This window comes from Pseudomonas sp. JV449, assembly GCF_032424295.1.
In the GTDB taxonomy this organism is placed as follows: domain Bacteria; phylum Pseudomonadota; class Gammaproteobacteria; order Pseudomonadales; family Pseudomonadaceae; genus Aquipseudomonas; species Aquipseudomonas marginalis.
Window position 1 is genome coordinate 231,015 of record NZ_VYKD01000034.1, and the last position, 26,266, is coordinate 257,280.

Sequence of the window (26,266 nt, forward strand, 5' to 3'; positions counted from 1 at the left end):
CAAGCCCCTCCCACATTTTGACTGCATTTCAATCATCAGCCTGTTTGGCCGCTGGCAGGGTGAAACCCGACACCGACCTGCGCAACTGGCTGGCCATCTTCGCCAAGTTGCCGATGCTTTCGGCGGTAGCGGTGGAGCCCGATGACGTCTGCGTGGTGATCTGCTGGATCACGTTCATGGTCAGGGAGATCTGTCCCGCCGATGAGGTCTGTTGCTGCGCCGCGTTGGAGATGCTCTGGATCAGCGCGGCCAGCGTTTTCGATACGCCTTCGATCTCTTCCAGCGCCACCCCGGCGTCCTGGGCCAGCCGTGCACCGCGCACCACTTCGGTGGTGGTCTGTTCCATGGAGATGACGGCTTCGTTGGTGTCGGCCTGGATCGCGCGCACCAGGGTTTCAATCTGCCGGGTGGCCGCCGACGAACGTTCGGCCAGCCGCTGCACTTCATCGGCCACCACCGCAAAGCCGCGTCCGGCATCCCCGGCCATGCTCGCCTGGATCGCGGCGTTGAGGGCGAGGATGTTGGTCTGGTCGGCAATGTCGTCGATCAGGCTGACGATGTCGCCAATCTCCTGGGACGACTCGCCCAGGCGCTTGATGCGCTTGGCGGTGTCCTGGATCTGTTCGCGGATGTTGTCCATGCCGTGGATGGTGTTGTGCACCACCTCGTTGCCTTTGTTGGCGATTTCCACCGAACGTTCCGCCACCGCCGATGATTCGGCGGCGTTGGCCGACACCTGGTCGATGGACTGGGCCATCTGGTTGATCGCGGTGGAGGCTTCGGCGATCTGCTGGGCCTGATGCTCGGAGGCCTGGGCCAGGTGCATGGCGGTGGCCTGGGTCTCTTGCACGGCACCCGCCACTTGCCCGGCGGTGAGGTTGATGGTGGCCACCAGGTCGCGCAGCTGGTCCACGGAATAGTTGATGGAGTCGGCGATGGTGCCGGTGAAGTCTTCAGTCACCGAGGCGGTCACGGTGAGGTCGCCGTCGGCCAGGTCTTCGATTTCATCGAGCAGGCGCATGATCGCGTTCTGGTTGCGCTCGTTCTTCTCGGCGGTCTCGTGCAGTTGGCGGTTGGTTTCGCGCACCATCACCAGGCCGATCAGGATGATCGAGGCCAGCGCCAACAGGCCCAGCACATAGCCGCCGATGGTGTCGAAGCTGCGTCCGCTGGCGAGGTTTTCAAAACCGGTGGCCAGGTGCGAGGCTTCATCGAGCAGGGTTTGCGACAGGTTGAAAATATTGCTCGCCGAGGCGCGGACCTGGAACAACTGCGGCGAGGTTTCGAGGATTTCATCCACGGAGCCGGAGACAAACTCGAACAACTCGGCGATTTCCGCCAGCCGCGCGCGGGCATCGCGGTCTTCTACCTGAGTGATGCGCAGCCCGGGGTTGCCGTTGAGCATGCCATTGAGCACCTGCCCGAAGCGATTGGCGTCGCGGCCAAAGGTGTCGGCGGCCTGGACGGCGGTTTCGTCACCGGCCAGCACCGTGTTGACCGCGCCCAGGATACGCTCGGCCAGCAGCGACTGGCGCTGGGCCAAGGCCACCTGGCTGGCCGGCGCGCCGCGTTGCAGCAGGATGTCGACGACCTTTTCCGACTCCATCTGCAATTGCGGTACGGTTTCGGCGAGGGTCGCGGCCACTTGGTGCAGGGACAGCACGGTCTGTTCGCTGGCGAGGATCGCGTCGGTGTTTTTCAACAGCGCTTCCCAGTCCGTCTGCACCGCGCGCATTTCGGCGCGGACCGCACTGGGCGCAGCGGGCAGGCCGGTTTCCGGGTCGCCTTTTTTCAGGTAACCCCAGCGCTGGGCAAAATCGTTGCGCGCGTCGCCCAACAGCTTGAATGCGGCGGCCTTGCCGGCGGCGGCCTCGGTAGCGTTCTTGGCGATGCGTTGGGACAGCACGCGCAGTTCACCGGCGTGGCCGATGTACTGCTTGTCGTAGGTGGACTGGGTGTTGAGGTAAGCAAAGTTGGCGAACAGCAGCATGATGAATACGATCAGCGCGATAAACAGCACGATGATCTGTGAACGGCTGCGCGAGCCGGCCTGGGGTTTGGGCGTAGTAGCGGTGGTCATGCGGCGACATCCATGAAGCCAGGGGCCTGGGCCAGGGCGAAGGGGCTGAAGACCTGCCACAGCGGCTCGCCGTCGAATTGGCCCTGGATAAATGGCGCGCTGGGGCTGGGGCTCGCCAGCAAGGCGTCTTGTGCAAAATGCTGCATCCCCACCACCTCGTCTACCAACAGCCCGACAAACAGATCGTTGTATTCCACCACCAGCACCCGCCGTTGCTTGCGCGCCTTGGACAGCTCAAGGCCAAGGAAGCCGCCGAGGTCCATCACCGGCAGCAAACGCCCGCGCAGGTTAGCAACACCCCTGACCCAGGCCTTGACCCCGGGCATTAAAGTGCAACGCGGCTCATGCAGGACTTCGGCGACTTCGCCCATGGGCGCGACATACCAATGCTGCCCCAGGCGAAAGCCAATCCCGCTCCAGCGTTGCAGGCGGGTTTCCTGGGATGGCAGGTCGGCGGCCAGCAGGCGGCAGCGGCGGTCGATGTCCAGCAACAACTCGAAGGCGGTTTGCGACTCGGTCATGATGGCGTGCCGTCAGCCGGCCAGCACCTTGTTCAGGGTGGCGATCAGGGTTTCCTCGTCCACAGGCTTGGTCAGGTAATCCTTGGCACCCTGGCGTGCGCCCCAGATCTTGTCGGTCTCCTGATCCTTGGTGGTAATGATGATGATCGGGATGCCGTTGGTTTCCGGCTCCTTGGACAGCTGGCGGGTGGCCTGGAAGCCATTGAGGCCCGGCATCACGATGTCCATCAGCACGGCGTCAGGCTTTTCCTGGCGGGCCAGGGCCACGCCGTCGGCGCCGTTTTCGGCCTTGAGGACCTGGTGGCCGTGCTTTTCCAGCATGCCGGTCAGTTTGTACATTTCGGTCGGCGAATCGTCGACGATCAGAACACGTGCCATGGTTTTCCCCACTACATTGGTCGGCGCCGGCCCTTGTGAGGCGGCGTCAGTGTGCTTGTTCCACTGCGGCGAACCCGGGCACATAGGCCTTGATCGCACTCAGCAGTTCTTCCTTGCTGAAAGGCTTGGTCAAAAACTGATCGACACCCACGATGCGCCCCTTGGCCTTGTCGAACAGACCGTCCTTGGAAGACAGCATGATCACCGGGATCGACTTGAACACCGGGTTGTTCTTCACCAGGGCGCAGGTCTGATAGCCATCCAGGCGCGGCATCATGATGTCGACAAAGATAATGTGCGGGTGATGATCCACAATCCGGGCCAGGGCATCGAAACCGTCGATGGCCGTGATGACATCGCAGCCCACGTTCTTCAACAGCGTCTCGGCGGTGCGGCGGATCGTCTTCGAATCGTCGATCACCATCACTCTCAAGGCGTTGGAATGCTGTTCCATATCTGCTCTACCATCGCCACAGCGAATCGGTTTTCGGTGTGTACTGCCTGATGTTGCACAGGATGAGCGCCGCAGGCCTTGGAATTCAAGGGCTGCTGCGCCGTGGCAGTCTTTTTAGCACAGTCTCGGGGAGCAATCTATCGAGGCACCCACCCGGTGGTTTTTCCTTGACCCACAACAGCCGCAGCGCCACTCTGACGCCACTTTTATGCGCCCCAATTTTGCTAGAGGAAATCCCCCATGAGCGTTCGCGTCGGCATTGTCATGGACCCTATCGCCAGCATTTCCTATAAAAAGGACAGCTCGCTGGCCATGCTCCTGGCCGCCCAGGCCCGCGGCTGGAGCCTGTTCTATATGGAGCAGCGCGACCTTTACCAGGGCGACGGCGAGGCCCGTGCACGCATGCGCCCGCTGCAGGTGTTTGCCAACCCCGAGAAGTGGTTCGAACTGCAGGACGAAATCGACAGCCCCCTGAGCGACCTCGACGTGATCCTGATGCGCAAGGACCCGCCGTTCGACATGGAGTTCGTCTACTCCACCTACCTGCTGGAGCAGGCCGAACGTGCCGGCGTGCTGATCGTCAACAAGCCGCAAAGCCTGCGTGACTGCAATGAAAAGCTGTTCGCCACGTTGTTCCCGCAGTGCACACCGCCCACCGTGGTCAGCCGTCGTGCCGACGTGCTGCGTGAATTTGCCGCCAAGCATGGCGATGTGATCCTCAAGCCGCTGGACGGCATGGGTGGCACCTCGATCTTCCGTCACCGCGCCGGCGACCCCAACCTGTCGGTGATCCTCGAAACCCTGACCGCCCTGGGCACCCAGCAAATCATGGGCCAGGCCTACCTGCCGGCGATCAAGGACGGCGACAAACGCATCCTGATGATCGACGGCGAGCCGGTGGATTACTGCCTGGCGCGTATCCCGGCGGCGGGCGAGACCCGTGGCAACCTGGCGGCAGGCGGTCGAGGCGAAGCGCGGCCGTTGTCCGACAAAGACCGCTGGATCGCCAGCCAAGTTGGCCCGACCCTGCGGGAAAAGGGTTTGCTGTTTGTAGGCCTTGACGTAATTGGGGAAAACCTCACCGAAATCAATGTCACCAGCCCAACCTGCATTCGCGAGATCGACAACGCATTTGGCACGAACATCGGCGAAATATTGATGGCCGCCATCGAACGCAAGCTGCAGGCCAAGTGATATAGAACAGCCGGACACACACCAACATTGCGCTATCATGCCCGACCTGTGAAACGCGCGATGTTGGTTTTCTTGTCATGACACTCCCGTCCGATCTGCCCTCCGAACTCTCCCACAGCGGCGTGCGCCCGGCTGATCGGCTCGGATTTACCCTGTTTCTTGCGGCATTGATTCACCTGGCCTTGATCCTCGGCGTGGGTTTCACCATGGTCGAGCCCAAGCAGATCACCAAGACCCTGGAAATCACTCTCGCCACGTTCAAGAGCGAAAAGAAGCCCGAGAAGGCGGACTTTATCGCCCAGGACAACCAGCAGGGCAGTGGCACCCTGGACAAGAAGGCGATCCCCAAGACCACCGAAGTGGCGCCCTTCCAGGACAACAAGGTCAATAAGGTCACACCGCCGCCGGCGCCCAAGCCTGAAGTCAAACAGGCCACGCCCAAGCCCACGGTGACCACCGTCGCACCCAAGCCGCAAAAAGCCCCGGTCCAGCGCGAGAAAACCAAGACCGAGCCGCAACCCGAGCCCGTGAAGCCGGCACCGACGTTCGACAGCTCGACACTGTCCGACGAAATCTCCAGCCTGGAAGCCGAACTGGCCCATGAACAACAGCTTTACGCCAAGCGCCCACGCATTTACCGCCTGAACGCCGCCTCGACCATGCGCGACAAGGGCGCCTGGTATAAGGACGAGTGGCGTAAGAAGGTCGAGCGCATCGGTAACCTCAACTACCCGGAAGAGGCACGGCGCCAGCAGATCTACGGCAATTTGCGTCTTTTGGTGTCGATCAACCGCGACGGCACCTTATATGAAGTGCAGGTGCTGGAATCGTCCGGTCAGCCGCTGCTGGACCAGGCCGCCCAACGCATCGTGCGCCTGGCCGCGCCCTTTGCCCCGTTTACCGGGGACTTGAACGATGTGGACCGCCTGGAAATCATCCGCACCTGGAAGTTTGCCAAGGGTGATCGCCTTTCCAGCAACTGAACGCGCCGTCCTACAGAAAAGCCGACAGCACTGTATTCGGGTCACGTCCAGCTTGTCAGTTCGCCCCTCCAACGCCACACTAGCGGACATGAAAAATGTCAGCCCGACCTACCTCAAGCACCAATTCCTGATCGCCATGCCCCATATGGCCGACCCGAACTTTGCGCAGACCTTGACCTACATCGTCGAGCACACGGCCAATGGTGCCATGGGGTTGGTGGTGAACCGCCCGCAGGCGCTGAACCTGGCCGATATCCTTGAACAGCTGCGTCCGGAGGTCGACCCGCCGGCCCGTTGCCAGGGCGTGCCGATCTACATCGGCGGGCCGGTGCAGACCGATCGCGGCTTTGTGCTGCACCCCACCGGGCCGAAGTTCCAGGCCACGGTGGACCTGGACGGAGTCTCGCTGTCCACCTCCCAGGACGTGCTGTTCGCCATCGCCGACGGCGTGGGCCCTGAGCAAAGTGTGATCACCCTGGGTTACGCCGGCTGGGAAGCCGGGCAGCTGGAAGCCGAACTGGCCAGCAATGCCTGGCTGACCTGCCCGTTCGATGCCGACATCCTGTTCAACACCGCAAGCGAACTGCGCCTGGAAGCCGCCGCGGCCAAGCTGCGGGTCAACCTCAGCCTGCTGACCAGCCAGGCGGGGCACGCCTGATGGCCTTGCGTTTGATCCTCGGCTTTGACTACGGCACCAAGCAGATCGGCGTAGCGGTCGGCCAGGTCATCACCGGCCAGGCCCGCGAGCTGTGCACCCTCAAGGCCCAGAACGGCATACCGGACTGGAACCAGGTCGAAGCCCTGATCAAAGAGTGGAAGCCCGATGCCGTAGTGGTCGGCCTGCCCCTGAACATGGACGGCACCCCCAGCGACATGTGCCTGCGCGCCGAAAAGTTCGCCCGCCGTCTTAACGGCCGCTACAACCTGCCCTTCTATACCCACGATGAACGCCTGACCACCTTTGAAGCCAAGGGCGAACGCCGCGACCGTGGCGGCCAGAAAGGCAGCTACCGCGATAACCCGGTGGACGCCATCGCCGCCGCCTTGTTGTTACAGGGCTGGCTGGACGAAAACACTGCTTTATTTGAATCCTGACTGACGCGGCCTGCCTGTCGCTTTTTGTAGGAGCGAGCTTGCTCGCGAAAAACGTCAACGATAACGCATGAAACCTGGATGAACACGGTGCCTGTGAGTTCTTCGCGAGCAAGCTCGCTCCTACACACTATCGCCTGCCTTGAAGGAGCCACCATGAGCCTGCCAAACCCCGCCGAACTGATCCGCCAGATGGCGGTTAGCCTCAAGACGCACCTGGAACACCGTGGCATCAGCGAACCGCGCTTTATCGGTATTCGCACCGGCGGTGTGTGGGTCGCCCAAGCGTTGCTGGACGAACTGGGCAGCGACTCACCCTTGGGTACCCTGGACGTGTCCTTCTACCGCGACGACTTCAGCCAGAACGGCCTGCACCCGCAAGTGCGCCCGTCTGCCCTGCCGTTCGAGATTGAAGGCCAGCACCTGGTGCTGATCGACGATGTGCTGATGAGCGGCCGTACCATCCGCGCCGCCATGAATGAATTGTTCGATTACGGGCGCCCGGCCAGCATCACCCTGGTCTGCCTGCTGGACCTGGACGCAGGCGAACTGCCCATCAGCCCGGACGTGGTTGGCGCCACGCTGTCCCTTGAGGCCAGCCAGCGAGTAAAATTGTCCGGTCCCACGCCGCTCGAACTCGAACTGCAAGACCTTGCCCTTTAAACCGCCTTGTAAAGAGTCCCCGCGATGACGCCTCTAGATGCCAAGCGCCCGCTGCAGCTCAATGCTCAGGGCCAGTTGCAACACTTCTTGTCCCTCGACGGTTTGCCCCGCGAACTGCTCACCGAAATCCTCGACACCGCCGACTCGTTCCTCGAGGTTGGCGGCCGGGCGGTGAAGAAAGTCCCGTTGCTGCGCGGCAAGACCATCTGCAACGTGTTCTTCGAGAACTCCACCCGTACACGGACCACCTTTGAACTGGCGGCCCAACGGCTGTCGGCCGACGTGATCACGCTGAACGTGTCCACCTCGTCGGCGAGCAAGGGCGAGACCCTGCTCGACACCCTGCGCAACCTGGAAGCGATGGCCGCCGACATGTTCGTGGTGCGCCACGGCGACTCCGGTGCCGCCCACTTCATTGCCGAGCACGTGTGCCCGCAGGTGGCGATCATCAACGGCGGCGACGGCCGTCACGCCCACCCGACCCAGGGCATGCTCGACATGCTCACCATACGTCGGCACAAGGGCAGCTTCGAAAACCTCTCGGTGGCCATCGTCGGCGACATCCTGCACTCACGGGTGGCACGCTCGAACATGCTGGCCCTGAAAACCCTGGGTTGCCCGGACATCCGCGTGATCGCACCGAAAACCCTCTTGCCCATCGGCATCGAGCAATACGGCGTGAAGGTCTACACCGACATGACCGAAGGCCTCAAGGATGTGGACGTGGTAATCATGCTGCGCCTGCAACGCGAACGCATGTCGGGTGGCCTGCTGCCGAGCGAAGGCGAGTTCTACCGCCTGTTCGGCCTGACCACCGCACGCCTGGCCGGCGCCAAGCCGGACGCCATCGTGATGCACCCGGGGCCGATCAACCGAGGCGTGGAGATTGAGTCGGCGGTGGCCGACGGCAGCCAGTCGGTGATTCTCAACCAGGTCACGTATGGCATCGCCGTGCGCATGGCGGTGTTGTCCATGGCCATGAGCGGGCAAACCGCGCAACGTCAATTCGAGCAGGAGAAGGCCCAGTGAAGCTCAGCATTCTCGGCGCCCGAGTCATCGATCCGGCCAGTGGCCTGGATCAGGTTACCGATCTGCACCTGGAGGCCGGCCGGATCATCGCCATCGGCGCCGCGCCCGGTGCTTTCAGCCCCAGCGAGACCATCGATGCCAAAGGCCTGGTGGCCGCGCCCGGCCTGGTGGACCTGAACGTCGCCCTGCGCGAGCCGGGCTTCAGCCGCAAAGGCAATATCACCAGCGAGACCCGCGCGGCCGCAGCCGGTGGCGTCACCAGCCTGTGCTGCCCACCGCACACCAAGCCGGTGCTCGACACGTCGGCCGTGACCGAGCTGATCCTCGACCGTGCCCGTGAGGCCGGCAATTGCAAAGTGTTCCCCATCGGCGCCCTGAGCAAAGGCCTGGAAGGCGAACAACTCGCCGAACTGATCGCCCTGCGCGATGCCGGTTGCGTGGCGTTCGGCAACGGCCTGGAGAGTTTCCGCAGCACCCGCACCCTGTGCCGCGCCCTGGAATACGCGGCCACCTTCGACTTGACGGTGATCTTCCACTCCCAGGACCGCGACCTGGCCGAAGGCGGCCTGGCCCATGAAGGTGCGGTCGCCAGCTTCCTCGGCTTGCCGGGCATTCCGGAAACCGCTGAAACCGTAGCCCTGGCCCGTGACCTGCTGCTGGTGGAACAAAGCGGCGTGCGTGCGCACTTCAGCCAACTGACCAGCGCCCGGGGCGTGGCCCTGATCGCCCAGGCCCAGGCCCGTGGCCTGCCGGTGACGGCAGACGTGGCGTTGTATCAGTTGCTGCTGACGGATGAGGCGCTGATCGACTTCTCCAGCCTTTACCACGTGCAACCGCCGCTGCGCACACTGGCCGATCGTGACGGTTTGCGTGCGGCAGTGAAATCGGGGGTGATCTCGGCGATTTCCAGCCACCACCAGCCCCATGAGCGCGATGCCAAGCTGGCGCCGTTCGGCGCGACGGAGCCGGGCATCAGCAGCGTGGAGCTGTTGCTGCCGCTGGCGATGACGTTGGTGGAAGACGGTTTGCTGGACCTGCCGACACTGCTGGCGCGCCTGAGCGCAGGCCCGGCCGAGGCCTTGCGCCTGCCGGCGGGCAAGCTGGCGGTGGGGGCGGCGGCAGATCTGGTGCTGTTTGATCCGGCCGGCTCCACGGTTGCGGGCGAGCACTGGCTGTCCAAGGGTGAAAACTGCCCGTTCATCGGCCATAGCCTGCCGGCGAGCGTGCGCTACACCTTGGTGGACGGGCGCATCAGCTATCAGGCTTGAGCCACTAAAACCTGTAGGAGCGAGCTTGCTCGCGAAGAACGAATAGACAATGCGGGCTACCTGATAGCGCTGCGTTATCGTTAACGTTCTTCGCGAGCAAGCTCGCTCCTACAGGTTATTTATGATCTACCGGCCGCCGTTGCGCTCGGCATTGCGGATCGAAACCTGGGTATTCAAGGTCCAGAAGTCATACAGCACTCCCACCAGGAACAAGCCGCCGGTCAGCAGGTAGATCAGGCCGGTGATCCATTTGCCCTGGTACATGCGGTGCACGCCGAACACCCCCAGAAACGCCAACAGAATCCACGCCACGTTGTATTCGATAGGCCCAGCGGTAAAACGCAGGTCCGCTTCACGGTCCATGGCCGGAATCAGGAACAGGTCGATCAGCCAGCCGATCCCCAGCAAGCCGAGGGTGAAAAACCAGATCGTTCCAGTGACCGGTTTGCCGTAATAGAAACGATGGGCCCCGGTAAACCCGAAAATCCAGAGCAGGTAACCGATCACCTTGCTGTGGGTGTCTTGCTGCGGACCAACCTGTTGATAGGTGTTCATGGAGTACCTCTTTTGCTTCGATAGATAAATTTTTTCACTTTCTTTGTGACTTTTTTACAGGCGCCCGACGTACGGCAAATGGTATCTTCCCTCCCCTGAAAGCCTTATGCCACCTGACTTGTGTAGGACAATCGCGGCGAATCGTCGCGTTTTTCCTGAGTTTGACCCCAAGGTTCAGTCGACAAACGGCCTGAGAACGACACAAAAAGCTGTTATAAAGTTGCGCGCAAACCCATAAGAGCCACGCCTAATGCGACCATTTTTAAAGACATGGCTAACCATTTGCCTATTAATGCCACTGGCCGCCCACGCCACCAATCGTGAGCAACGACTTCCGAACGTCAACGGTTTCACCCCTAAAGTCCACAGCGCGCCCAGCACTGCCAAATCGGCAAAGCCGACCGTCAGCCGCCCGACTCAACTGAGCAAGGCCCACGGTAAAGCAGTTCCAGGCCTGATGGCAGTCAACACCAGGCAAAGCAGCACCGTCCTCAGCCGCGCCGTAAACGTGCTCGGTACTCCTTATCGTTGGGGCGGCAGCAGCCCAAGTAAAGGGTTCGACTGCAGCGGCCTGGTGAAATATGCGTTTAACGACGTAGCGGCCGTGGATCTGCCGCGCACCTCCAACGCCATGGCCGCCGGTCATGGGCAGAAGGTTGAGCGCAAGGACCTGAAACCGGGTGACCTGTTGTTCTTCAAACTGAAGAGCCGCCAGGTGAACCACGTAGCCATCTACCTGGGCAACGACCGCTTCATCCACGCACCGCGCCGTGGCAAGTCGGTCAGCATCGACACGCTGAAAAAGCCGTTCTGGGACAAGAACTACGTGATTGCCAAGCGGGTTCTGCCGAAAGAGCAGAATACCTTGCGGGTAGTACAACGCTGATCTGAAGCTGGAATGCAGTAGTACATGTGGGAGGGGAGCAAGCCCCCTCCCACATTTGATGTGTGTCGTCCACACCCCTCAGATATCCCCAGGCACCCTCGCCTTCTCCCGCGCCTCTTCCCGGCTGATCACGCCTTCCGTGACCAACGCCTTCAAGCTCATATCCAACGTCTTCATGCCCAACGCGCCGCCGGTCTGAATCGCCGAGACCATCTGCGCCACCTTGTCTTCGCGGATCAAGTTACGAATAGCCGGCGTGCCCAGCATGATTTCATGGGCCGCCACCCGCCCGCCGCCAACCTTCTTGACCAGCACCTGGGACACCACCGCCTGCAACGACTCCGACAGCATCGAGCGGACCATGGCCTTTTCCCCCGCCGGGAACACGTCCACCAGCCTGTCCACGGTCTTTGCCGCCGAGGTGGTGTGCAGGGTGCCAAATACCAGATGCCCGGTCTCAGCCGCCGTCAGGGCCAGGCGGATGGTTTCCAGGTCGCGCAGTTCGCCCACCAGGATCACGTCGGGGTCTTCGCGCAGCGCCGAACGCAAGGCCAGCGAGAAACTATGGGTATCTCGATGCACCTGGCGCTGGTTGATCAGGGCGGTTTTCGGCGTGTGGATAAACTCGATGGGGTCTTCCAGCGTGAGGATGTGCTGGCGCCGATGCTGGTTGAGGTAATCGATCATCGCCGCCAGGGTAGTGGACTTGCCGGAGCCGGTGGGGCCCGTCACCAGCACCAGGCCGCGCGCAAGCTGGGCGATACGCTGGAACACTTCCCCCAGGCCGAGGTTTTCCAGGCTCTGGACCTCGGCCGGGATGGTGCGAAACACCGCGCCCATGCCGCGATCCTGCTGGAATACGTTCGCCCGGAACCGCGCCACGCCCGGCAACTCGAAGGCAAAATCCGTTTCAAGAGATGTTTCGAAATCCTTTTGTTGGTAGCGGTTGAGCAACGGGCTCAATAAATCCGCTACTTGCGGGGGTGAAAGCACCGGCCAATCCAACGGCCAGACCTCACCATCAATACGCAGCATAGGCGCCATACCGGCCGACAGATGCAGGTCGGAAGCGCCGCGACGCACGCCGGCCTGCAGTAATTCAGTGATATCCATAGGGCTTTCCATTTCCAGTAGAATGCCGCGGACTCCATATCCACGGGCGCATCTTGAATGTCGACGATAGCAGACAACATCGGCCAGGTTAGCCAGCGCATCCGCGCCGCAGCCGACGCCGTGCAACGTGACGCAAACAGCATCCACCTGCTGGCCGTGAGCAAGACCAAACCCGCCCAAGCCGTGCGTGAAGCCTATGCCGCCGGGATGCGTGATTTTGGCGAAAACTATCTGCAGGAGGCCCTGGGCAAGCAGGCCGAATTAACCGACCTGCCCTTGAGTTGGCACTTCATCGGCCCCATTCAATCGAACAAGACTCGCGCCATCGCCGAGAATTTCGCTTGGGTGCATTCCGTGGACCGTCTCAAAATTGCACAACGCCTGTCCGAGCAACGCCCGGTGGACCTGCCTGCGCTGAATATCTGCATCCAGGTCAATGTCAGTGGCGAGGCCAGCAAGTCCGGCTGCACCCCCGCCGACCTGCCGGCCCTGGCCAACGCCATCAGCGCCCTGCCGCGCTTGAAGCTGCGGGGCTTGATGGCGATTCCCGAGCCGACGGACGATCGGGCCGAACAAGACGCCGCGTTTTCCAGCGTGCGCGACCTGCAAAACAACCTGAACCTGCCGCTCGACACACTTTCCATGGGCATGAGCCACGACCTTGAGTCGGCCATCGCCCAAGGCGCCACCTGGGTGCGGATCGGTACCGCCCTGTTTGGCGCCCGCGACTACGGCCAGCCATGAAATGGCTGACATCCATCTAAGTAAGGACCTGTCATGAGCAACACGCGTATTGCCTTTATCGGCGCCGGCAACATGGCGGCCAGCCTGATCGGCGGCCTGCGGGCCAAGGGCCTGGAAGCGGCGCAGATCCGCGCCAGCGATCCGGGCGCCGAGACCCGTGCCCGCGTCAGCGCCGAGCACGGTATCGAAACCTTCGCCGATAACGCCGAAGCCATCCAAGGTGTCGATGTGATCGTGCTGGCGGTCAAGCCACAGGCCATGAAGGCCGTGTGCGAAAGCCTGCGCCCAAGCCTTCAGCCACACCAACTGGTGGTGTCGATCGCCGCCGGTATCACCTGCGCCAGCATGAACAACTGGCTCGGCGCGCAACCGATCGTGCGTTGCATGCCCAACACCCCGGCGCTGCTGCGCCAGGGTGTGAGCGGTTTGTACGCCACCCACGAGGTGACCGCCGAGCAACGTGACCAGGCCCAGGAACTGCTGTCCGCCGTGGGCATCGCCCTGTGGCTGGAACAGGAGCAGCAACTGGACGCGGTCACCGCCGTGTCGGGCAGCGGCCCGGCTTACTTCTTCCTGCTGATCGAGGCCATGACCGCCGCCGGCGTGAAACTGGGCCTGCCACAGCAAGTCGCCGAGCAACTGGCCGAGCAAACCGCCCTGGGCGCCGCGAAAATGGCTGTCTCCAGTGAAGTGGACGCTGCCGAGTTGCGCCGTCGCGTCACCTCCCCCGGCGGCACCACGCAGGCTGCCATCGAATCGTTCCAGGCCGGGGGCTTTGAAGCCCTGGTGGAAAAAGCACTGGGTGCCGCAGCACATCGTTCGGCTGAAATGGCCGAGCAGCTGGGCAAATAGTCGTCCCCCTACAAAGGAATAAATGATGCTTGGACTCAATGACGCCGTCATCTTCATCATCCAGACCTTGGGCAGCCTGTACCTGCTGATCGTGCTGATGCGTTTTATCCTGCAACTGGTGCGGGCGAACTTCTACAACCCGCTGTGCCAATTCGTGGTGAAGGCCACCCAACCGCTGCTCAAGCCCCTGCGTCGAGTGGTCCCGAGCATGTTCGGCCTGGACATGTCGTCGCTGGTACTGGCGCTGCTGCTGCAGATCCTGCTGTTCGTGCTGGTCTTGATGCTCAAGGGCTACCTGCCTTACACCGTGCTGCTGTTGCCATGGGCACTGATCGGGATCTTCTCGTTGTTTTTGAAGATCATCTTCTGGTCGATGATCATCAGCGTGATCCTGTCCTGGGTCGCGCCGGGTAGCCGCAGCCCAGGTGCCGAGCTGGTGTCTCAGATCACCGAGCCGGTGCTCGCGCCGTTCCGCCGCTGGGTGCCCAACCTGGGCGGCCTGGATATTTCGCCGATCTTCGCGTTTATCGCGATCCAGCTGATACAAGGCTGGGGCATCCCGTACCTGGCTGACTTCGCGAACATGCCCAAGGAACTGTTCGGACTGATCTGACAGGCGGAGCAAATGCAGGAGGGGCGGGGCGACGATTCGACTTGCTCCCTCCCACATTTGGCCTTTGCTTGCCGCTGGGTGCATCGGTCTTTAGACTTACGCCTCATTTAAACGAGAGCAGGGTCGATGCCAACTGCCTTCCCCCCCGATTCTGTTGGACTGGTCGTACCCCAAGTGGCGCACTTCAGCGAACCACTGGCCCTGGCCTGTGGTCGTTCGCTGCCTGCCTATGACCTGATTTATGAAACCTACGGCCAACTGAACGCCACGGCGAGCAATGCCGTGCTGATCTGCCACGCCCTCTCCGGTCATCATCACGCCGCTGGTTTCCACAGCGTTGACGAGCGCAAGCCTGGCTGGTGGGACAGTTGCATCGGCCCCGGCAAGCCCATCGACACCAACAAGTTCTTTGTCGTCAGCCTGAACAACCTCGGCGGCTGCAATGGCTCCACCGGCCCCAGCAGCCTCAACCCGGAAACTGGCAGGCCGTTCGGCGCCGACTTCCCCGTACTCACCGTGGAAGACTGGGTGCACAGCCAGGCGCGCCTCGCCGACCTGCTGGGTATCCGGCAATGGGCCGCGGTGATCGGCGGCAGCCTGGGCGGCATGCAGGCCCTGCAATGGACCATCACGTATCCGGATCGCGTGCGCCATTGCCTGGCCATCGCCTCGGCGCCCAAATTGTCGGCGCAGAACATCGCCTTCAACGAAGTGGCGCGCCAGGCCATCCTCACCGATCCCGAGTTCCACGGCGGTTCGTTCCAGGAAGCCGGTGTAATCCCCAAGCGCGGCTTGATGCTGGCGCGAATGGTCGGGCACATCACCTACCTGTCCGATGACTCCATGGGCGAGAAATTCGGCCGTGGCCTCAAGAGCGAGAAGCTCAACTACGACTTCCACAGCGTCGAGTTCCAGGTGGAAAGCTACCTGCGTTATCAGGGCGAGGAGTTCTCCGGGCGTTTCGACGCCAACACCTACCTGCTGATGACCAAGGCCCTGGACTACTTCGACCCGGCAGCCAACCACGACGATGACCTGGCGAAAACCTTCGAGGGCGCCACGGCCAAGTTCTGCGTCATGTCGTTTACCACCGACTGGCGCTTCTCGCCGGCCCGCTCCCGAGAGCTGGTGGATGCGCTGATGGCGGCCAAGAAAGACGTCTGCTACCTGGAGATCGATGCACCGCAAGGCCATGACGCCTTCCTGATTCCGATCCCGCGCTACCTCCAGGCTTTCAGCAACTACATGAACCGCATTACTTTGTGAGAACGCCATGAGAGCCGACCTGGACATCATCCAAGACTGGATCCCCGCCGGCAGCCGCGTGCTCGACCTGGGCTGCGGCGATGGCGAACTGCTGAGCTGGCTGCGCGACAACAAGCAAGTCACCGGCTACGGCCTGGAAAACGACCCGGACAACATCGCCCAGTGCGTGGCCAAGGGCATCAACGTGATCGAGCAGGACCTGGACAAGGGCCTGGGCAACTTCGCCAGCAACAGCTTCGATATCGTGGTGATGACCCAGGCCCTGCAAGCGGTGCACTACCCGGACCGCATCCTCGACGAAATGCTGCGCGTGGGTCGCCAGTGCATCATCACCTTCCCCAACTTCGGGCACTGGCGCTGCCGCTGGTACCTGGCGACCAAGGGCCGCATGCCAGTCTCGGATTTCCTGCCGTACACCTGGTACAACACGCCGAACATCCACTTCTGCACCTTCGAAGACTTCGAAGCCCTGTGTGGCGAGCGTGAAGCCAAGGTGATCAACCGCCTGGCCGTCGATCAACAGCATCGTCACGGCTGGGCAAGCAAGCTATGGCCCAATCTGTTGGGCGAAATTGGTATCTATCGGGTCAGCAGCCCTGGCCTGACGGATCACAAGATTGCCGTCTAATCATTTTCAAGAGGGACGATCATGAGTCGCTTGGCTATTTTTCTACTGACTGCATGCCTGGGCGCCAGCGCCATGGCGGCGGACACTATCGACGCTAATCGCAAGAAAGACTTCGGTGATATCACCGTTCATTACAACACCTTCACCTCCAGCTTCCTGCAGCCGGAAACCGCCCAGAAAGTCGGCGTGGTGCGCAGCAAGGAGAAGGGCTTGATCAATGTGACCGTGATCAAGGGCGTAACCCCGGTGGCAGCGCAAGTGACAGGCACCATCAAGGACCTGGGCGGCAAGAGCGAGATCCTGACGTTCAAGCAAATCGACGAGAAAGGCGGGATCAATTACCTCGCGCCGTACTCCGTGACGCAGCGGGAATACAAGACGTTTACCATCAATGTGGAAACCGGCGGCAAAGCCCATAGCTTCCAATTCAACCAGGAACTGTTTCCGGCGGAATGATGAACCTTACTCAACTCGTATTGGCCAGCCATAACGCCGGCAAGCTCAAAGAACTCCAGGCCATGCTCGGCGAATCCGTGCAGCTGCGCTCCATCGGCGAGTTCAGCCAGGTGGAGCCGGAAGAGACCGGCCTGTCGTTCGTCGAGAACGCCATCCTCAAGGCGCGCAATGCCGCACGCATCTCGGGCCTTCCGGCGCTGGCGGACGACTCTGGCCTGGCGGTGGACTTCCTCGGCGGCGCGCCGGGTATCTACTCGGCGCGTTATGCCGATGGCAAGGGCGATGCGGCCAACAACGCCAAGCTGCTGGACGCGCTCAAGGACGTGCCGGACGCGATGCGCGGCGCGCAGTTCGTCTGTGTGCTGGCCTTGGTACGGCATGCCGATGACCCGCTGCCGATCCTCTGCGAAGGCCTGTGGCACGGGCGCATCCTGCACGCGGCCAGCGGTGAGCACGGTTTTGGCTATGACCCGCTGTTCTGGGTGCCGGAGCGCAATGTCTCCAGTGCCGAATTGAGCCCGGCCGACAAGAACCAGATCAGCCACCGTGCCCGCGCAATGGATTTGCTGCGCCAGCGCCTGGGCTTGAAATGACCCGGAACACCTCCGCGCAGCCGCTGATCCACGGTGGCGCGCAAACACCTCGGGCGGCGCTGCCGGTGCTGCCGCCCCTGGCGCTGTACATCCACATCCCGTGGTGCGTGCGCAAATGCCCTTACTGCGACTTCAACTCCCACACCGCCAGCAAGGTGCTGCCTGAAGAAGAGTATGTGGACGCCTTGCTGGCCGACCTCGATCAGGACCTGCACGCGGTGTATGGGCGCGAACTGAGTTCGATCTTCTTCGGCGGCGGCACGCCAAGCCTGTTCAGCGCTGCGGCGCTGGGCCGATTGCTCAAAGGCGTGGAAGCACGCATCCCGTTTGCCGGCGACATCGAGATCACCCTGGAAGCCAACCCCGGCACGTTCGAGCAAGAGAAGTTCGTCGCCTACCGCGCGCTGGGGATCAACCGGCTGTCCATCGGCATCCAGAGCTTCCAGCAGGAAAAGCTTGAGGCCCTGGGCCGCATCCACAACGGCGACGAAGCCGTACGCGCCGCCGGGATGGCGCGCCAGGCCGGGTTCGACAACTTCAACCTGGACCTGATGCACGGCTTGCCCGACCAGTCCCTGGACGATGCGTTGAGCGACCTGCGCCAGGCCATCGCGCTCAAACCCACACACCTGTCCTGGTACCAGTTGACCCTGGAACCCAACACCGTGTTCTGGAACCAGCCGCCCGCGCTGCCGGAAGACGACACCCTGTGGGACATCCAGGAAGCCGGCCAGGCGCTGCTGGCCGAACACGGTTACGCACAATACGAAGTGTCGGCCTACGCCCAGCCCGGGCGCCCGGCGCGACATAACCTCAACTACTGGAGCTTCGGCGACTTTATCGGCATCGGCGCCGGCGCCCACGGCAAGCTCAGCCATCCGGACGGGCGCATTGTGCGCACCTGGAAGACCCGCGCGCCGAAGGACTACCTCAACCCGGCCAAAAGCTTCCAGGCCGGGGCGAAGGAGCTGACCAACGAAGAGTTGCCGTTCGAGTTCCTGATGAACGCCCTGCGCCTCACCGAGGGCGTCGACGCCACGCTCTACGCCGAACGCACCGGCCTCGACCTGGCGAGCCTCGACGAGGCGCGGCGCGAGGCAGAACAAAGTGGCTTAATGCAGGTCGAACCGTCACGCCTGGCGGCCACCGATCGCGGGCAACTCTTTCTCAATGACCTGTTGCAGAAGTTTTTGAGCTGATCGCTCTAAGGAAATCGAATGGATCTGGTACTCGACCTGCTCGCCACGGTATCCCGCTGGAGCCGCAGCAACCTGTCGGAAATCTCCCTGGCCCTTGTGGGCTGTTTGCTGGTGCTGTTTGGCGCCGACATCAAGGGCTGGGTCGAAGCACGCCTGGGCAGCGTTGCCGGCGCGTTGCGCGTACCGTTGATGGCCCTGCTGTGCATGATCGGCAGCGGTGCGGCGCTGATCTATGCGACGCCGTGGATTGTGCGGGGATTGAGCCAGTTCAATAACTACAGCCTGGCGCCGGTGCTGGTGGTGGTGCTGGTGTTGATTGGCGTCGTCGCCGATCGCCGCTGATCTCAAATCCAACACAAAACAACTGTGGGAGGGGGCAAGCCCGCTCCCACATTTTTTACTGCATTCCAAGCCAGGGACTTGTCAGTCGACTTTCTCGAACTTCAAATCCCAAACCCCATGCCCCAGCCGCTCACCACGCCGCTCGAACTTGGTGATCGGGCGTTCGGCCGGGCGTGGTACGCATTTGCCGTCTTGCGCCAGGTTGCGGTAGCCAGGGGCAACGTCCATCACTTCCAGCATGTATTCGGCATAGGGTTCCCAGTCGGTAGCCATATGCAGGACACCGCCGACTTTCAGCTTGCTGCGCACCAGCTCCGCGAAGGAGGCCTGGACGATGCGGCGCTTGTGGTGACGGCTCTTGTGCCATGGGTCGGGGAAGAACAGCATCAGGCGGTCGAGGCTGTTGTCGGCGATGCAGCGGTTGAGCACTTCGATCGCGTCGCAGTCATAGACCCGCAGGTTGGTCAGGCCTTGAGTCAGCACGCCATTAAGCAGCGCACCGACACCTGGGCGGTGGACTTCCACGCCGATGAAATCCTGTTCCGGCGAGGCCGCGGCCATTTCCAGCAGGGAGTGGCCCATGCCGAAACCGATTTCCAGGGAACGCGGGGCCGAACGGCCGAACACCTGGTCATAGTCCACCGGCGCATCGGCCAGGGGCAGGACGAACAGCGGCGTACCTTGCTCCAGGCCCTTTTGCTGGCCCTCGGTCATGCGGCCGGCGCGCATCACAAAACTCTTGATGCGGCGGTGCTTGGACTCGTCGCCTTCTTCCACGGTGTTCGGCGTTTCGTTTGATTCAGTCATCAATGGCTCTTACTTGATCAGACCATCCAGCGGCGAAGAGGCGCTGGCGTAGAGTTTTTTTGGCATGCGCCCGGCAAGGTAGGCCAGGCGGCCGGCGACGATGGCGTGTTTCATGGCTTCGGCCATCAGCACCGGGTGCTGGGCGTGAGCGATGGCCGAGTTCATCAGCACCGCGTCACAGCCCAGTTCCATGGCGATGGTGGCGTCGGAGGCGGTACCGACACCGGCGTCCACCAAGACCGGGATCTTGGCTTCTTCGAGGATTATCTGCAGGTTGTACGGATTGCAGATACCCAGCCCGGAACCGATCAGGCCGGCCAGCGGCATCACGGCGATACAGCCGATTTCGGCCAGTTGGCGGGCGATGATCGGGTCATCGCTGGTGTAGACCATCACGTCAAAACCTTCCTTGACCAGGGTTTCTGCGGCCTTGAGGGTTTCGATCACGTTGGGGAACAGGGTTTTCTGGTCAGCCAGCACTTCCAGCTTGACCAGGTTGTGGCCGTCGAGCAGTTCACGGGCCAGGCGGCAGGTACGCACGGCTTCGATAGCGTCGTAGCAACCGGCGGTGTTCGGCAGGAAGGTGTAGCGATCCGGCGACAGCACGTCGAGCAGGTTCGGCTCGCCCTCGATCTGGCCGAGGTTGGTGCGGCGCACGGCGAAGGTCACGATCTCGGCGCCCGAGGCTTCGATGGCCTGGCGGGTTTCTTCCATGTCGCGGTACTTGCCGGTGCCGACCAGCAGACGGGACTGGTAGGTACGACCGGCCAGGACGAAGGGCTTGTCGTTGCGAACGATGCTCATGGGAAATCCTCGAAATGGGGTGAGGTTCTGCAGAATCCGGGGCTACATAAACGCGCGGGACTAGCCGCCGCCGATGGCGTGGACCACCTCGACCTGGTCACCCTCGGTGAGCGTGGTCTCGGCGTGCTGGCTACGCGGGACGATATCCAGGTTGAGTTCCACTGCGACGCGACGCCCGGTCAGGTCCAGGCGGGTCAGCAGGGCCGCAACGGTTTCACCGTCGGGCAGTTCAAGGGATTCGCCGTTCAACTGAATGCGCATGCCAGGGGCCGCCATCGTTTTTAGGGGCCAGCATTCTAGCGCGATTGGGACCTGAAGGTCAGCTTCAAGCGTCAAGCGGTCACAGTTGCAAGCGCCATGCTGCCAGCCCCAACAGGAACCAGCCAGACAGGAAGGCCAGGCCCCCGAACGGCGTGATGATGCCGAGCTTGCTGATGCCGGTCATGGTCAGCACATACAAGCTGCCGGAGAACAACAGGATCCCGACTACGAACGAGATGCCAGCCCACGTTACCAGCCGGCCCGGCAGGTGCGCGGCCAGCAACGCCACGCCGAACAGCGCCAGGGTGTGCACCAACTGATAAGTCACGCCGGTGTGAAAGATCGCCAGGTACTCGGCGCTGAGGCGGCTTTTCAGGCCATGGGCGGCGAACGCACCGAGGGCGACACCGGTGAAGCCGAAAAAGGCAGCCAGCATCAGAAAGCTACGCAGCATGAGGAACTCCAGTCAGACTCATTGGACAGGGTCTGTATAATGGCCCGCTCAACGGGTTCGGCCAAGCCATCTCTATGCTGCGTGTCCTCTTCAAACGCCTTCTTAACGTCGTGAAATGGTTTGCCATCGGCAGTGTTCTGCTGGTGCTGCTGTTCCGTGTCGTCCCGCCGCCCTTCACCGCGCTGATGGTGGAGCGAAAGGTCGAATCCTGGTTCGACGGCGAACCCATTGACCTGCAACGCACCTGGGTGCCGTGGGACGAGCTCTCCGACGACCTGAAAGTGGCGGTGATGGCCGGTGAAGACCAACGCTTCCCGCAGCATTGGGGCTTTGATTTCGGCGCGATCCAGGCAGCGCTCCTGCACAACGAGCGCGGCGGTTCGATCCGGGGCGCGAGCACGCTGAGCCAGCAGGTGTCGAAAAACCTGTTCCTGTGGGCGGGTCGCAGTTATTTGCGCAAAGGCCTGGAAGCCTGGTTTACCGGGCTGATCGAGGTGTTGTGGCCCAAGCAGCGGATTCTTGAGGTGTACCTCAACAGCGTGGAATGGGATGAAGGCGTGTTTGGCGCGCAAGCGGCGGCGCGACATCACTTTGGCGTAAGTGCCAAGGGGTTATCACGGCAGCAGGCCAGCTACCTGGCGGCGGTGTTGCCTAATCCACGGGTGTGGAGTGCCAGCCATCCGACCGCGTATGTGGCGCGACGGGCAGCCTGGATTCGCCAGCAGATGAGCCAGCTGGGCGGAGAGGGTTACTTGGTGGAACTGAACAATTCCCGCAAAGCGCCTTGGTCCGACTGATACAACACAAAACAAATGTGGGAGGGGCTTACCCCCTCCCACATGTTCAGGCGGCGATCGACAACTTCAGCTTGTTCATCGCGCTTTTCTCAAGCTGGCGAATGCGCTCGGCCGACACGTTGTACTTCTGCGCCAGGTCGTGCAGCGTGGCTTTTTCTTCCGCCAGCCAGCGCTGGTAGAGGATGTCACGGCTGCGGTCGTCCAGCACTTCCAGCGCTTCGTGCAGGTTGTGGTTGGAGTTGTCGCTCCAGTCGGCGTCTTCCAGTTGACGCGCCGGGTCGTACCGGTGGTCTTCCAGGTAATTGGCCGGCGATTGGAAAGCGCTGTCGTCGTCCGCTTCGGCGGCCGGGTCGAAGGCCATGTCATGGCCGGTCAGGCGGCTTTCCATCTCGCGCACTTCACGGGGCTCCACGCCGAGGCTTTCGGCCACGCGGTGGACTTCCTCGTTGTTCAGCCACGCCAGGCGTTTTTTCTGGCTGCGCAGGTTGAAGAACAGCTTGCGCTGGGCCTTGGTGGTCGCGACTTTCACGATGCGCCAGTTGCGCAGGATGAACTCGTGGATTTCCGCCTTGATCCAGTGCACGGCAAACGACACCAGGCGCACGCCCATCTCAGGGTTGAAGCGCTTTACAGCCTTCATCAGGCCGACGTTGCCTTCCTGGATCAGGTCAGCCTGGGCCAGGCCGTAGCCGCTATAGCTACGGGCGATATGTACGACAAAACGCAGGTGGGCGAGCACCATCTGCCGAGCCGCCCCCAAATCCTGCTCATAGTAGAGACTCTCGGCCAGTTCACGCTCCTGCTCGGGCGTCAGCAATGGAATGCTGTTGACCGTGTGCACATAGGCTTCCAGGTTCGCACCCGGGACCAAGGCATAAGCAGGTTGCAAAGAAGTGGTCATACGAAAAAACCTCCGACTCACATAACTCGTGCAGTTCAGCACTGCGAAAATTGACCGGGAACCGTAGGACAAGTTCCCTAAACCACTGATACGGTCAATACAAACGAAACCACATTACCCTGACATTAACTACTTCGGTGCCAGCTCGCGTAAATGCCGTGCGACCGCAATCCAGGCACCGATATAACCCAACAATACCGCGCCAAGCAAGAGCGACAGACCATCGGCAACCGGCACCCCGGCCAGGGCAAAATCGCTGCCGTACAAGCCGGCAAGCCCGACAACCGCGTCGTTCAGCCAGTTCAGGCCGAATGCCAGCACGCCCCAGGACAAAATCCCCGCACCCAGGCCATAAAGCGCGCCCATGTACAGAAAAGGCCGACGCACATAGCTGTCCGTGCCGCCGACCAGTTTAATCACTTCTATCTCGGTGCGACGGTTTTCAATATGAAGACGAATGGTATTACCTATCACCAAAAGTAATGCAGACACCAACAGCACCGTCAGGCCGAATACAAAGCGGTCGCCCAGCTTGAGGATCGCCGCCAGGCGCTCCACCCAGACTAGATCAAGTTGCGCCTGTTGCACCTTCGGCATCTCTGCGAGTTTTTGTCGCAGGGCTTCAAGGCCCGCCTTGTCGACTTCATTCGGCGTCACCAGCACCACGCCCGGCAGCGGGTTCTGCGGCAGCTCTTTCAGCGCCTCGCCCAGGCCGGACTGTTGCTGGAACTCCTCAAGGGCCTGGTCGCGGCTGACGTACTCGGCGTCCGCGACGCCCGGCATGTTCTTGATATCGTCCCGTAGTGCTTCGCCTTCCTTGGTGCTGGCATCCAGGTTCAGGTACAGGGAAATCTGTGCCGCACGCTGCCAGGAACCGCCCAGGCGCTCGACATTATTAAGCAGCAGCGACAAGCCCATCGGCAGGCTCAGGGCCACGGCCATCACCAGGCAGGTAAAAAAGCTGCCGATCGGCTGCTTGCCCAGGCGACGCAGGCTGTCCAGCAGGCTGGCGCGATGGCTTTCGATCCAGGCGCGCAGCAGGGTACTGAAGTCCGGGCCGTCATCGTCGTCGTGTTTTTTCTTTTTCGGCTGCGGATCGGCCGGTTTCGGCGCCACGCGCTCGGAAACCTTGGGGCTACGTGTTGCACTCATACGCCAGCCTCCCCGTCACCGATCAGGCGACCGCGTTGCAGGGTCAGCATGCGATGGCGCATGCGGGCGATCAGCGCCAGGTCATGGCTGGCGATCAGTACGCTGGTGCCCAGACGGTTGATGTCTTCGAATACGCCCATGATCTCGGCCGCCAGGCGCGGGTCGAGGTTACCGGTGGGTTCGTCCGCCAGCAGCAAGGCCGGGCGATGGACGATGGCGCGGGCAATGCCGACGCGCTGTTGCTGGCCGGTGGACAGGTCGCCGGGGTAGAGGTCGGTCTTGTCCGACAGCGCCACGCGCTCCAGAGCCGAATCCACGCGCTTGACGATTTCGGCCTTGGACAACCCAAGAATCTGCAACGGCAGGGCAATGTTGTTGAACACCGTGCGATCGAACAGCAACTGGTGGTTCTGGAACACCACGCCGATCTGGCGGCGCAGGAACGGGATCTGCGCATTGCTGATGGTGGCCAGGTCCTGGCCCGCCAGCAGCAACTTGCCCGTGGTCGGGCGTTCCATGGCCAGCAGCAGGCGCAACAGCGTACTCTTGCCGGCCCCCGAGTGACCGGTGACAAACAAGAACTCGCCGCGACGCACTCGAAAGCTCAGCTCATGCAAGCCCACATGCCCGTTGGCATAGCGTTTACCGACCTGTTCGAATCGAATCATGAACGCTCCCGCTCGGCAAACAGTGCCTGGACAAAGGGTTCGGCTTCAAAGGTGCGCAGGTCGTCGATGCCTTCACCGACGCCGATATAACGAATCGGCAACCCGAACTGCTTGGCCAGGGCGAAGATCACGCCACCTTTGGCCGTGCCGTCGAGCTTAGTCAAGGCCAGGCCGGTCAGTTGGACCGTCTGGTTGAATTGCTTGGCCTGGCTGATAGCGTTCTGGCCGGTACCGGCGTCCAGCACCAGCAACACCTCGTGCGGGGCGTCTGCGTCGAGCTTGCCGATCACGCGGCGGACTTTCTTCAGCTCTTCCATCAGGTTGTCTTTGGTGTGCAGGCGACCGGCGGTATCCGCGATCAGCACGTCGATGTTACGAGCCTTGGCGGCTTGCACGGCGTCGAAGATCACCGAGGCGGAATCGGCACCGGTGTGCTGGGCGATGACCGGGATCTTGTTGCGCTCCCCCCAGACCTGCAATTGCTCGACGGCAGCGGCGCGGAAGGTGTCACCGGCGGCGAGCATGACTTTCTTGCCTTCCGACTGCAGCTTCTTGGCCAGTTTGCCGATGGTGGTGGTCTTGCCGGCCCCGTTGACACCCACGACCAGGATCACGAACGGCTTGTTCGGGGTGATCACCAACGGTGCTTCCACGGGTTTGAGCATCGCAGCCAGCTCGGCCTGCAAGGATTTATAGAGGGCGTCGGCATCGGTCAGCTGCTTGCGTGCGACTTTCTGAGTCAGGCTCTGGATGATCACAGCGGTGGCTTCGACGCCCACGTCAGCGGTCAGCAGGCGGGTTTCGATGTCTTCCAGCAGCTCATCGTCGATGACTTTCTTGCCGAGGAACAGGCTGGCCATGCCTTCGCCGATGCTGGCGCTGGTCTTGCTCAGGCCTTGCTTGAGGCGGGCGAAGAAGCCGGTCTTGCTGGTTTCGGTGGAGGCGACGGGCGGTTCGATGACGGCGGGAGCGGCAACCACCGGCTCCACTAGCGCAGGCACGGGGGCGGGCGCTTCGACAACGACCGGCTGCGGCTCAACGGTCACCGGAATCGGCGGCACCACATGCTCGGCCTGCACATCTTCAACCAGCGCCACAGGCTCTTCGGGCACCGGCAGCTCAGGCCACGGCTTGTGTTCGGGCTCAGGCTCCACCTCGGCCACCGGCTGCAACACCGGCTCAGCCATCGGCAACACCACCGGCGCCGGCGCTTCGGCAACGGGCTCGGCTTCTACTATAGGCTCGGGGATCGGCTCAGCTTGAACCTGTGGCTGTTCAGCGACGGTTTCCTGCGGCTTTTTGCGCAGCCATCCGAACAGGCCTTTCTTCTCGCCAGCCGCAGCTGGGGTCTTCTTGTCGTCGTTGGAACCAAACATGGAGACGGCTATCTCAAGGTAGCGACGCGCCGAGGGGCACATCGGTAAATAAAATTCGATGCGTAACAGACTGTTTTTTAGCCAGCTCGTTCATGCGCAACATTTTGTAAGGCCTAAATAGGGCCTCAACAAGACAG

At 62.0% G+C, this 26,266-nt stretch carries 32 protein-coding genes; 18 read left to right on the plus strand and 14 right to left on the minus strand.

Annotation, left to right across the window (positions count from 1 at the left end):
• Nucleotides 1-28: 28 nt before the first annotated feature.
• The 4 genes from F6S08_RS30180 to pilG are packed head-to-tail and all read right to left on the minus strand — an operon-like array spanning nucleotide 29 to nucleotide 3,433.
• A complete protein-coding gene (locus F6S08_RS30180) occupies nucleotides 29-2,080 on the minus strand; it encodes a methyl-accepting chemotaxis protein (protein WP_065923843.1) in 2,052 nt (683 codons plus the stop codon).
• Nucleotides 2,077-2,601 carry a chemotaxis protein CheW gene (locus F6S08_RS30185; protein WP_315872709.1) on the minus strand — a complete coding sequence of 175 codons (525 nt, stop codon included), beginning with the start codon at nucleotides 2,599-2,601 and terminating at the stop codon, nucleotides 2,077-2,079. Before F6S08_RS30185 ends, F6S08_RS30180 begins: the two co-directional genes overlap by 4 nt.
• A 12-nt stretch (nucleotides 2,602-2,613) precedes the next feature.
• Nucleotides 2,614-2,979: a twitching motility response regulator PilH gene (gene pilH, locus F6S08_RS30190; RefSeq protein ID WP_014720320.1), complete on the minus strand. Its 366-nt coding sequence runs from the start codon at nucleotides 2,977-2,979 to the stop codon at nucleotides 2,614-2,616.
• Nucleotides 2,980-3,025: 46 nt separating this feature from the next.
• Entirely contained in the window at nucleotides 3,026-3,433 is a 408-nt protein-coding gene (gene pilG, locus F6S08_RS30195) for a twitching motility response regulator PilG (protein ID WP_027606081.1), read from the minus strand.
• 240 nt (nucleotides 3,434-3,673) lie between these two features.
• On the opposite strand from pilG, the gene gshB reads away from it, so the two are divergent.
• The 7 genes from gshB to F6S08_RS30230 all read left to right on the plus strand — a co-directional run bounded on the left by gshB (nucleotide 3,674) and on the right by F6S08_RS30230 (nucleotide 9,662).
• Nucleotides 3,674-4,627, plus strand: coding sequence for a glutathione synthase (gene gshB / locus F6S08_RS30200; protein WP_315872710.1), 954 nt, complete (start codon nucleotides 3,674-3,676; stop codon nucleotides 4,625-4,627).
• 77 nt (nucleotides 4,628-4,704) lie between these two features.
• Complete coding sequence (locus F6S08_RS30205; RefSeq protein WP_065923846.1) at nucleotides 4,705-5,610, plus strand: energy transducer TonB; 906 nt, start codon at nucleotides 4,705-4,707, stop codon at nucleotides 5,608-5,610.
• Nucleotides 5,611-5,698: 88 nt separating this feature from the next.
• Nucleotides 5,699-6,268: a YqgE/AlgH family protein gene (locus F6S08_RS30210; RefSeq protein ID WP_027606084.1), complete on the plus strand. Its 570-nt coding sequence runs from the start codon at nucleotides 5,699-5,701 to the stop codon at nucleotides 6,266-6,268.
• On the plus strand, nucleotides 6,268-6,705 hold the full coding sequence (gene ruvX / locus F6S08_RS30215; RefSeq protein WP_005792259.1) for a Holliday junction resolvase RuvX: 438 nt from the start codon (nucleotides 6,268-6,270) through the stop codon (nucleotides 6,703-6,705). Before F6S08_RS30210 ends, ruvX begins: the two co-directional genes overlap by 1 nt.
• Before the next feature lie 153 nt (nucleotides 6,706-6,858).
• Nucleotides 6,859-7,365, plus strand: coding sequence for a bifunctional pyr operon transcriptional regulator/uracil phosphoribosyltransferase PyrR (gene pyrR, locus F6S08_RS30220; RefSeq protein WP_065923847.1), 507 nt, complete (start codon nucleotides 6,859-6,861; stop codon nucleotides 7,363-7,365).
• 24 nt (nucleotides 7,366-7,389) lie between these two features.
• A complete protein-coding gene (locus F6S08_RS30225) occupies nucleotides 7,390-8,394 on the plus strand; it encodes an aspartate carbamoyltransferase catalytic subunit (RefSeq protein ID WP_027606086.1) in 1,005 nt (334 codons plus the stop codon).
• A complete protein-coding gene (locus F6S08_RS30230; RefSeq protein ID WP_065923848.1) occupies nucleotides 8,391-9,662 on the plus strand; it encodes a dihydroorotase in 1,272 nt (423 codons plus the stop codon). Before F6S08_RS30225 ends, F6S08_RS30230 begins: the two co-directional genes overlap by 4 nt.
• A 126-nt stretch (nucleotides 9,663-9,788) precedes the next feature.
• Here F6S08_RS30230 and F6S08_RS30235 read toward each other — a convergent pair whose 3' ends face one another.
• Nucleotides 9,789-10,217 (minus strand): NINE protein, encoded by a 429-nt coding sequence (locus tag F6S08_RS30235; RefSeq protein WP_027606088.1) that lies wholly within the window; start codon nucleotides 10,215-10,217, stop codon nucleotides 9,789-9,791.
• Nucleotides 10,218-10,467: 250 nt separating this feature from the next.
• Between F6S08_RS30235 and F6S08_RS30240 the strand changes: the two genes are divergently transcribed.
• Nucleotides 10,468-11,103, plus strand: a complete 636-nt coding sequence (locus F6S08_RS30240) for a C40 family peptidase (protein ID WP_027606089.1) — start codon at nucleotides 10,468-10,470, stop codon at nucleotides 11,101-11,103.
• 78 nt (nucleotides 11,104-11,181) lie between these two features.
• Here the strand turns inward: F6S08_RS30240 and F6S08_RS30245 are convergent, their stop codons facing one another.
• Nucleotides 11,182-12,216 (minus strand): type IV pilus twitching motility protein PilT, encoded by a 1,035-nt coding sequence (locus F6S08_RS30245; protein WP_065923849.1) that lies wholly within the window; start codon nucleotides 12,214-12,216, stop codon nucleotides 11,182-11,184.
• Nucleotides 12,217-12,273: 57 nt separating this feature from the next.
• Here F6S08_RS30245 and F6S08_RS30250 point away from each other — a divergent pair, with 57 nt between their 5' ends.
• The 9 genes from F6S08_RS30250 to F6S08_RS30290 all read left to right on the plus strand — a co-directional run bounded on the left by F6S08_RS30250 (nucleotide 12,274) and on the right by F6S08_RS30290 (nucleotide 18,909).
• Complete coding sequence (locus F6S08_RS30250) at nucleotides 12,274-12,960, plus strand: YggS family pyridoxal phosphate-dependent enzyme (RefSeq protein WP_065923850.1); 687 nt, start codon at nucleotides 12,274-12,276, stop codon at nucleotides 12,958-12,960.
• Nucleotides 12,961-12,993: 33 nt separating this feature from the next.
• On the plus strand, nucleotides 12,994-13,812 hold the full coding sequence (gene proC / locus F6S08_RS30255; RefSeq protein WP_027606092.1) for a pyrroline-5-carboxylate reductase: 819 nt from the start codon (nucleotides 12,994-12,996) through the stop codon (nucleotides 13,810-13,812).
• Between the two features lie 25 nt (nucleotides 13,813-13,837).
• The gene (locus tag F6S08_RS30260; RefSeq protein WP_065923851.1) at nucleotides 13,838-14,425 is read left to right on the plus strand and encodes a YggT family protein; all 588 of its coding nucleotides are present in this window, start codon (nucleotides 13,838-13,840) and stop codon (nucleotides 14,423-14,425) included.
• Between the two features lie 126 nt (nucleotides 14,426-14,551).
• On the plus strand, nucleotides 14,552-15,691 hold the full coding sequence (locus tag F6S08_RS30265) for a homoserine O-acetyltransferase (protein ID WP_027606094.1): 1,140 nt from the start codon (nucleotides 14,552-14,554) through the stop codon (nucleotides 15,689-15,691).
• Between the two features lie 7 nt (nucleotides 15,692-15,698).
• The gene (gene metW / locus F6S08_RS30270) at nucleotides 15,699-16,319 is read left to right on the plus strand and encodes a methionine biosynthesis protein MetW (protein WP_017735309.1); all 621 of its coding nucleotides are present in this window, start codon (nucleotides 15,699-15,701) and stop codon (nucleotides 16,317-16,319) included.
• A gap of 21 nt (nucleotides 16,320-16,340) precedes the next feature.
• Nucleotides 16,341-16,775: a DUF4426 domain-containing protein gene (locus tag F6S08_RS30275; protein ID WP_027606095.1), complete on the plus strand. Its 435-nt coding sequence runs from the start codon at nucleotides 16,341-16,343 to the stop codon at nucleotides 16,773-16,775.
• Nucleotides 16,772-17,368, plus strand: a complete 597-nt coding sequence (gene rdgB, locus F6S08_RS30280) for an RdgB/HAM1 family non-canonical purine NTP pyrophosphatase (protein WP_027606096.1) — start codon at nucleotides 16,772-16,774, stop codon at nucleotides 17,366-17,368. Before F6S08_RS30275 ends, rdgB begins: the two co-directional genes overlap by 4 nt.
• On the plus strand, nucleotides 17,365-18,567 hold the full coding sequence (hemW, locus tag F6S08_RS30285; RefSeq protein WP_074847824.1) for a radical SAM family heme chaperone HemW: 1,203 nt from the start codon (nucleotides 17,365-17,367) through the stop codon (nucleotides 18,565-18,567). Before rdgB ends, hemW begins: the two co-directional genes overlap by 4 nt.
• Before the next feature lie 18 nt (nucleotides 18,568-18,585).
• On the plus strand, nucleotides 18,586-18,909 hold the full coding sequence (locus F6S08_RS30290; protein ID WP_010207241.1) for a DUF3392 domain-containing protein: 324 nt from the start codon (nucleotides 18,586-18,588) through the stop codon (nucleotides 18,907-18,909).
• 81 nt (nucleotides 18,910-18,990) lie between these two features.
• Here the strand turns inward: F6S08_RS30290 and trmB are convergent, their stop codons facing one another.
• The 4 genes from trmB to F6S08_RS30310 all read right to left on the minus strand — a co-directional run bounded on the left by trmB (nucleotide 18,991) and on the right by F6S08_RS30310 (nucleotide 21,235).
• The gene (trmB, locus tag F6S08_RS30295; protein ID WP_065946517.1) at nucleotides 18,991-19,716 is read right to left on the minus strand and encodes a tRNA (guanosine(46)-N7)-methyltransferase TrmB; all 726 of its coding nucleotides are present in this window, start codon (nucleotides 19,714-19,716) and stop codon (nucleotides 18,991-18,993) included.
• 9 nt (nucleotides 19,717-19,725) lie between these two features.
• A complete protein-coding gene (locus F6S08_RS30300; RefSeq protein ID WP_065946518.1) occupies nucleotides 19,726-20,520 on the minus strand; it encodes a thiazole synthase in 795 nt (264 codons plus the stop codon).
• A 60-nt stretch (nucleotides 20,521-20,580) separates the two neighbouring features.
• Complete coding sequence (gene thiS, locus F6S08_RS30305; protein ID WP_049711100.1) at nucleotides 20,581-20,781, minus strand: sulfur carrier protein ThiS; 201 nt, start codon at nucleotides 20,779-20,781, stop codon at nucleotides 20,581-20,583.
• 79 nt (nucleotides 20,782-20,860) lie between these two features.
• On the minus strand, nucleotides 20,861-21,235 hold the full coding sequence (locus tag F6S08_RS30310; RefSeq protein WP_065923855.1) for a DUF423 domain-containing protein: 375 nt from the start codon (nucleotides 21,233-21,235) through the stop codon (nucleotides 20,861-20,863).
• A 74-nt stretch (nucleotides 21,236-21,309) separates the two neighbouring features.
• Between F6S08_RS30310 and mtgA the strand changes: the two genes are divergently transcribed.
• On the plus strand, nucleotides 21,310-22,032 hold the full coding sequence (gene mtgA, locus F6S08_RS30315) for a monofunctional biosynthetic peptidoglycan transglycosylase (protein WP_065923856.1): 723 nt from the start codon (nucleotides 21,310-21,312) through the stop codon (nucleotides 22,030-22,032).
• A 46-nt stretch (nucleotides 22,033-22,078) separates the two neighbouring features.
• Here mtgA and rpoH read toward each other — a convergent pair whose 3' ends face one another.
• The 4 genes from rpoH to ftsY form a co-directional block, all read right to left on the minus strand.
• On the minus strand, nucleotides 22,079-22,933 hold the full coding sequence (gene rpoH / locus F6S08_RS30320) for an RNA polymerase sigma factor RpoH (protein WP_003176698.1): 855 nt from the start codon (nucleotides 22,931-22,933) through the stop codon (nucleotides 22,079-22,081).
• Nucleotides 22,934-23,062: 129 nt separating this feature from the next.
• A complete protein-coding gene (gene ftsX / locus F6S08_RS30325; RefSeq protein ID WP_065923857.1) occupies nucleotides 23,063-24,085 on the minus strand; it encodes a permease-like cell division protein FtsX in 1,023 nt (340 codons plus the stop codon).
• The gene (gene ftsE / locus F6S08_RS30330; protein WP_003213784.1) at nucleotides 24,082-24,753 is read right to left on the minus strand and encodes a cell division ATP-binding protein FtsE; all 672 of its coding nucleotides are present in this window, start codon (nucleotides 24,751-24,753) and stop codon (nucleotides 24,082-24,084) included. The genes ftsX and ftsE overlap by 4 nt, the downstream gene beginning before the upstream one ends.
• Nucleotides 24,750-26,129 carry a signal recognition particle-docking protein FtsY gene (gene ftsY / locus F6S08_RS30335; RefSeq protein WP_315872711.1) on the minus strand — a complete coding sequence of 460 codons (1,380 nt, stop codon included), beginning with the start codon at nucleotides 26,127-26,129 and terminating at the stop codon, nucleotides 24,750-24,752. Before ftsY ends, ftsE begins: the two co-directional genes overlap by 4 nt.
• Nucleotides 26,130-26,266: the final 137 nt, after the last annotated feature.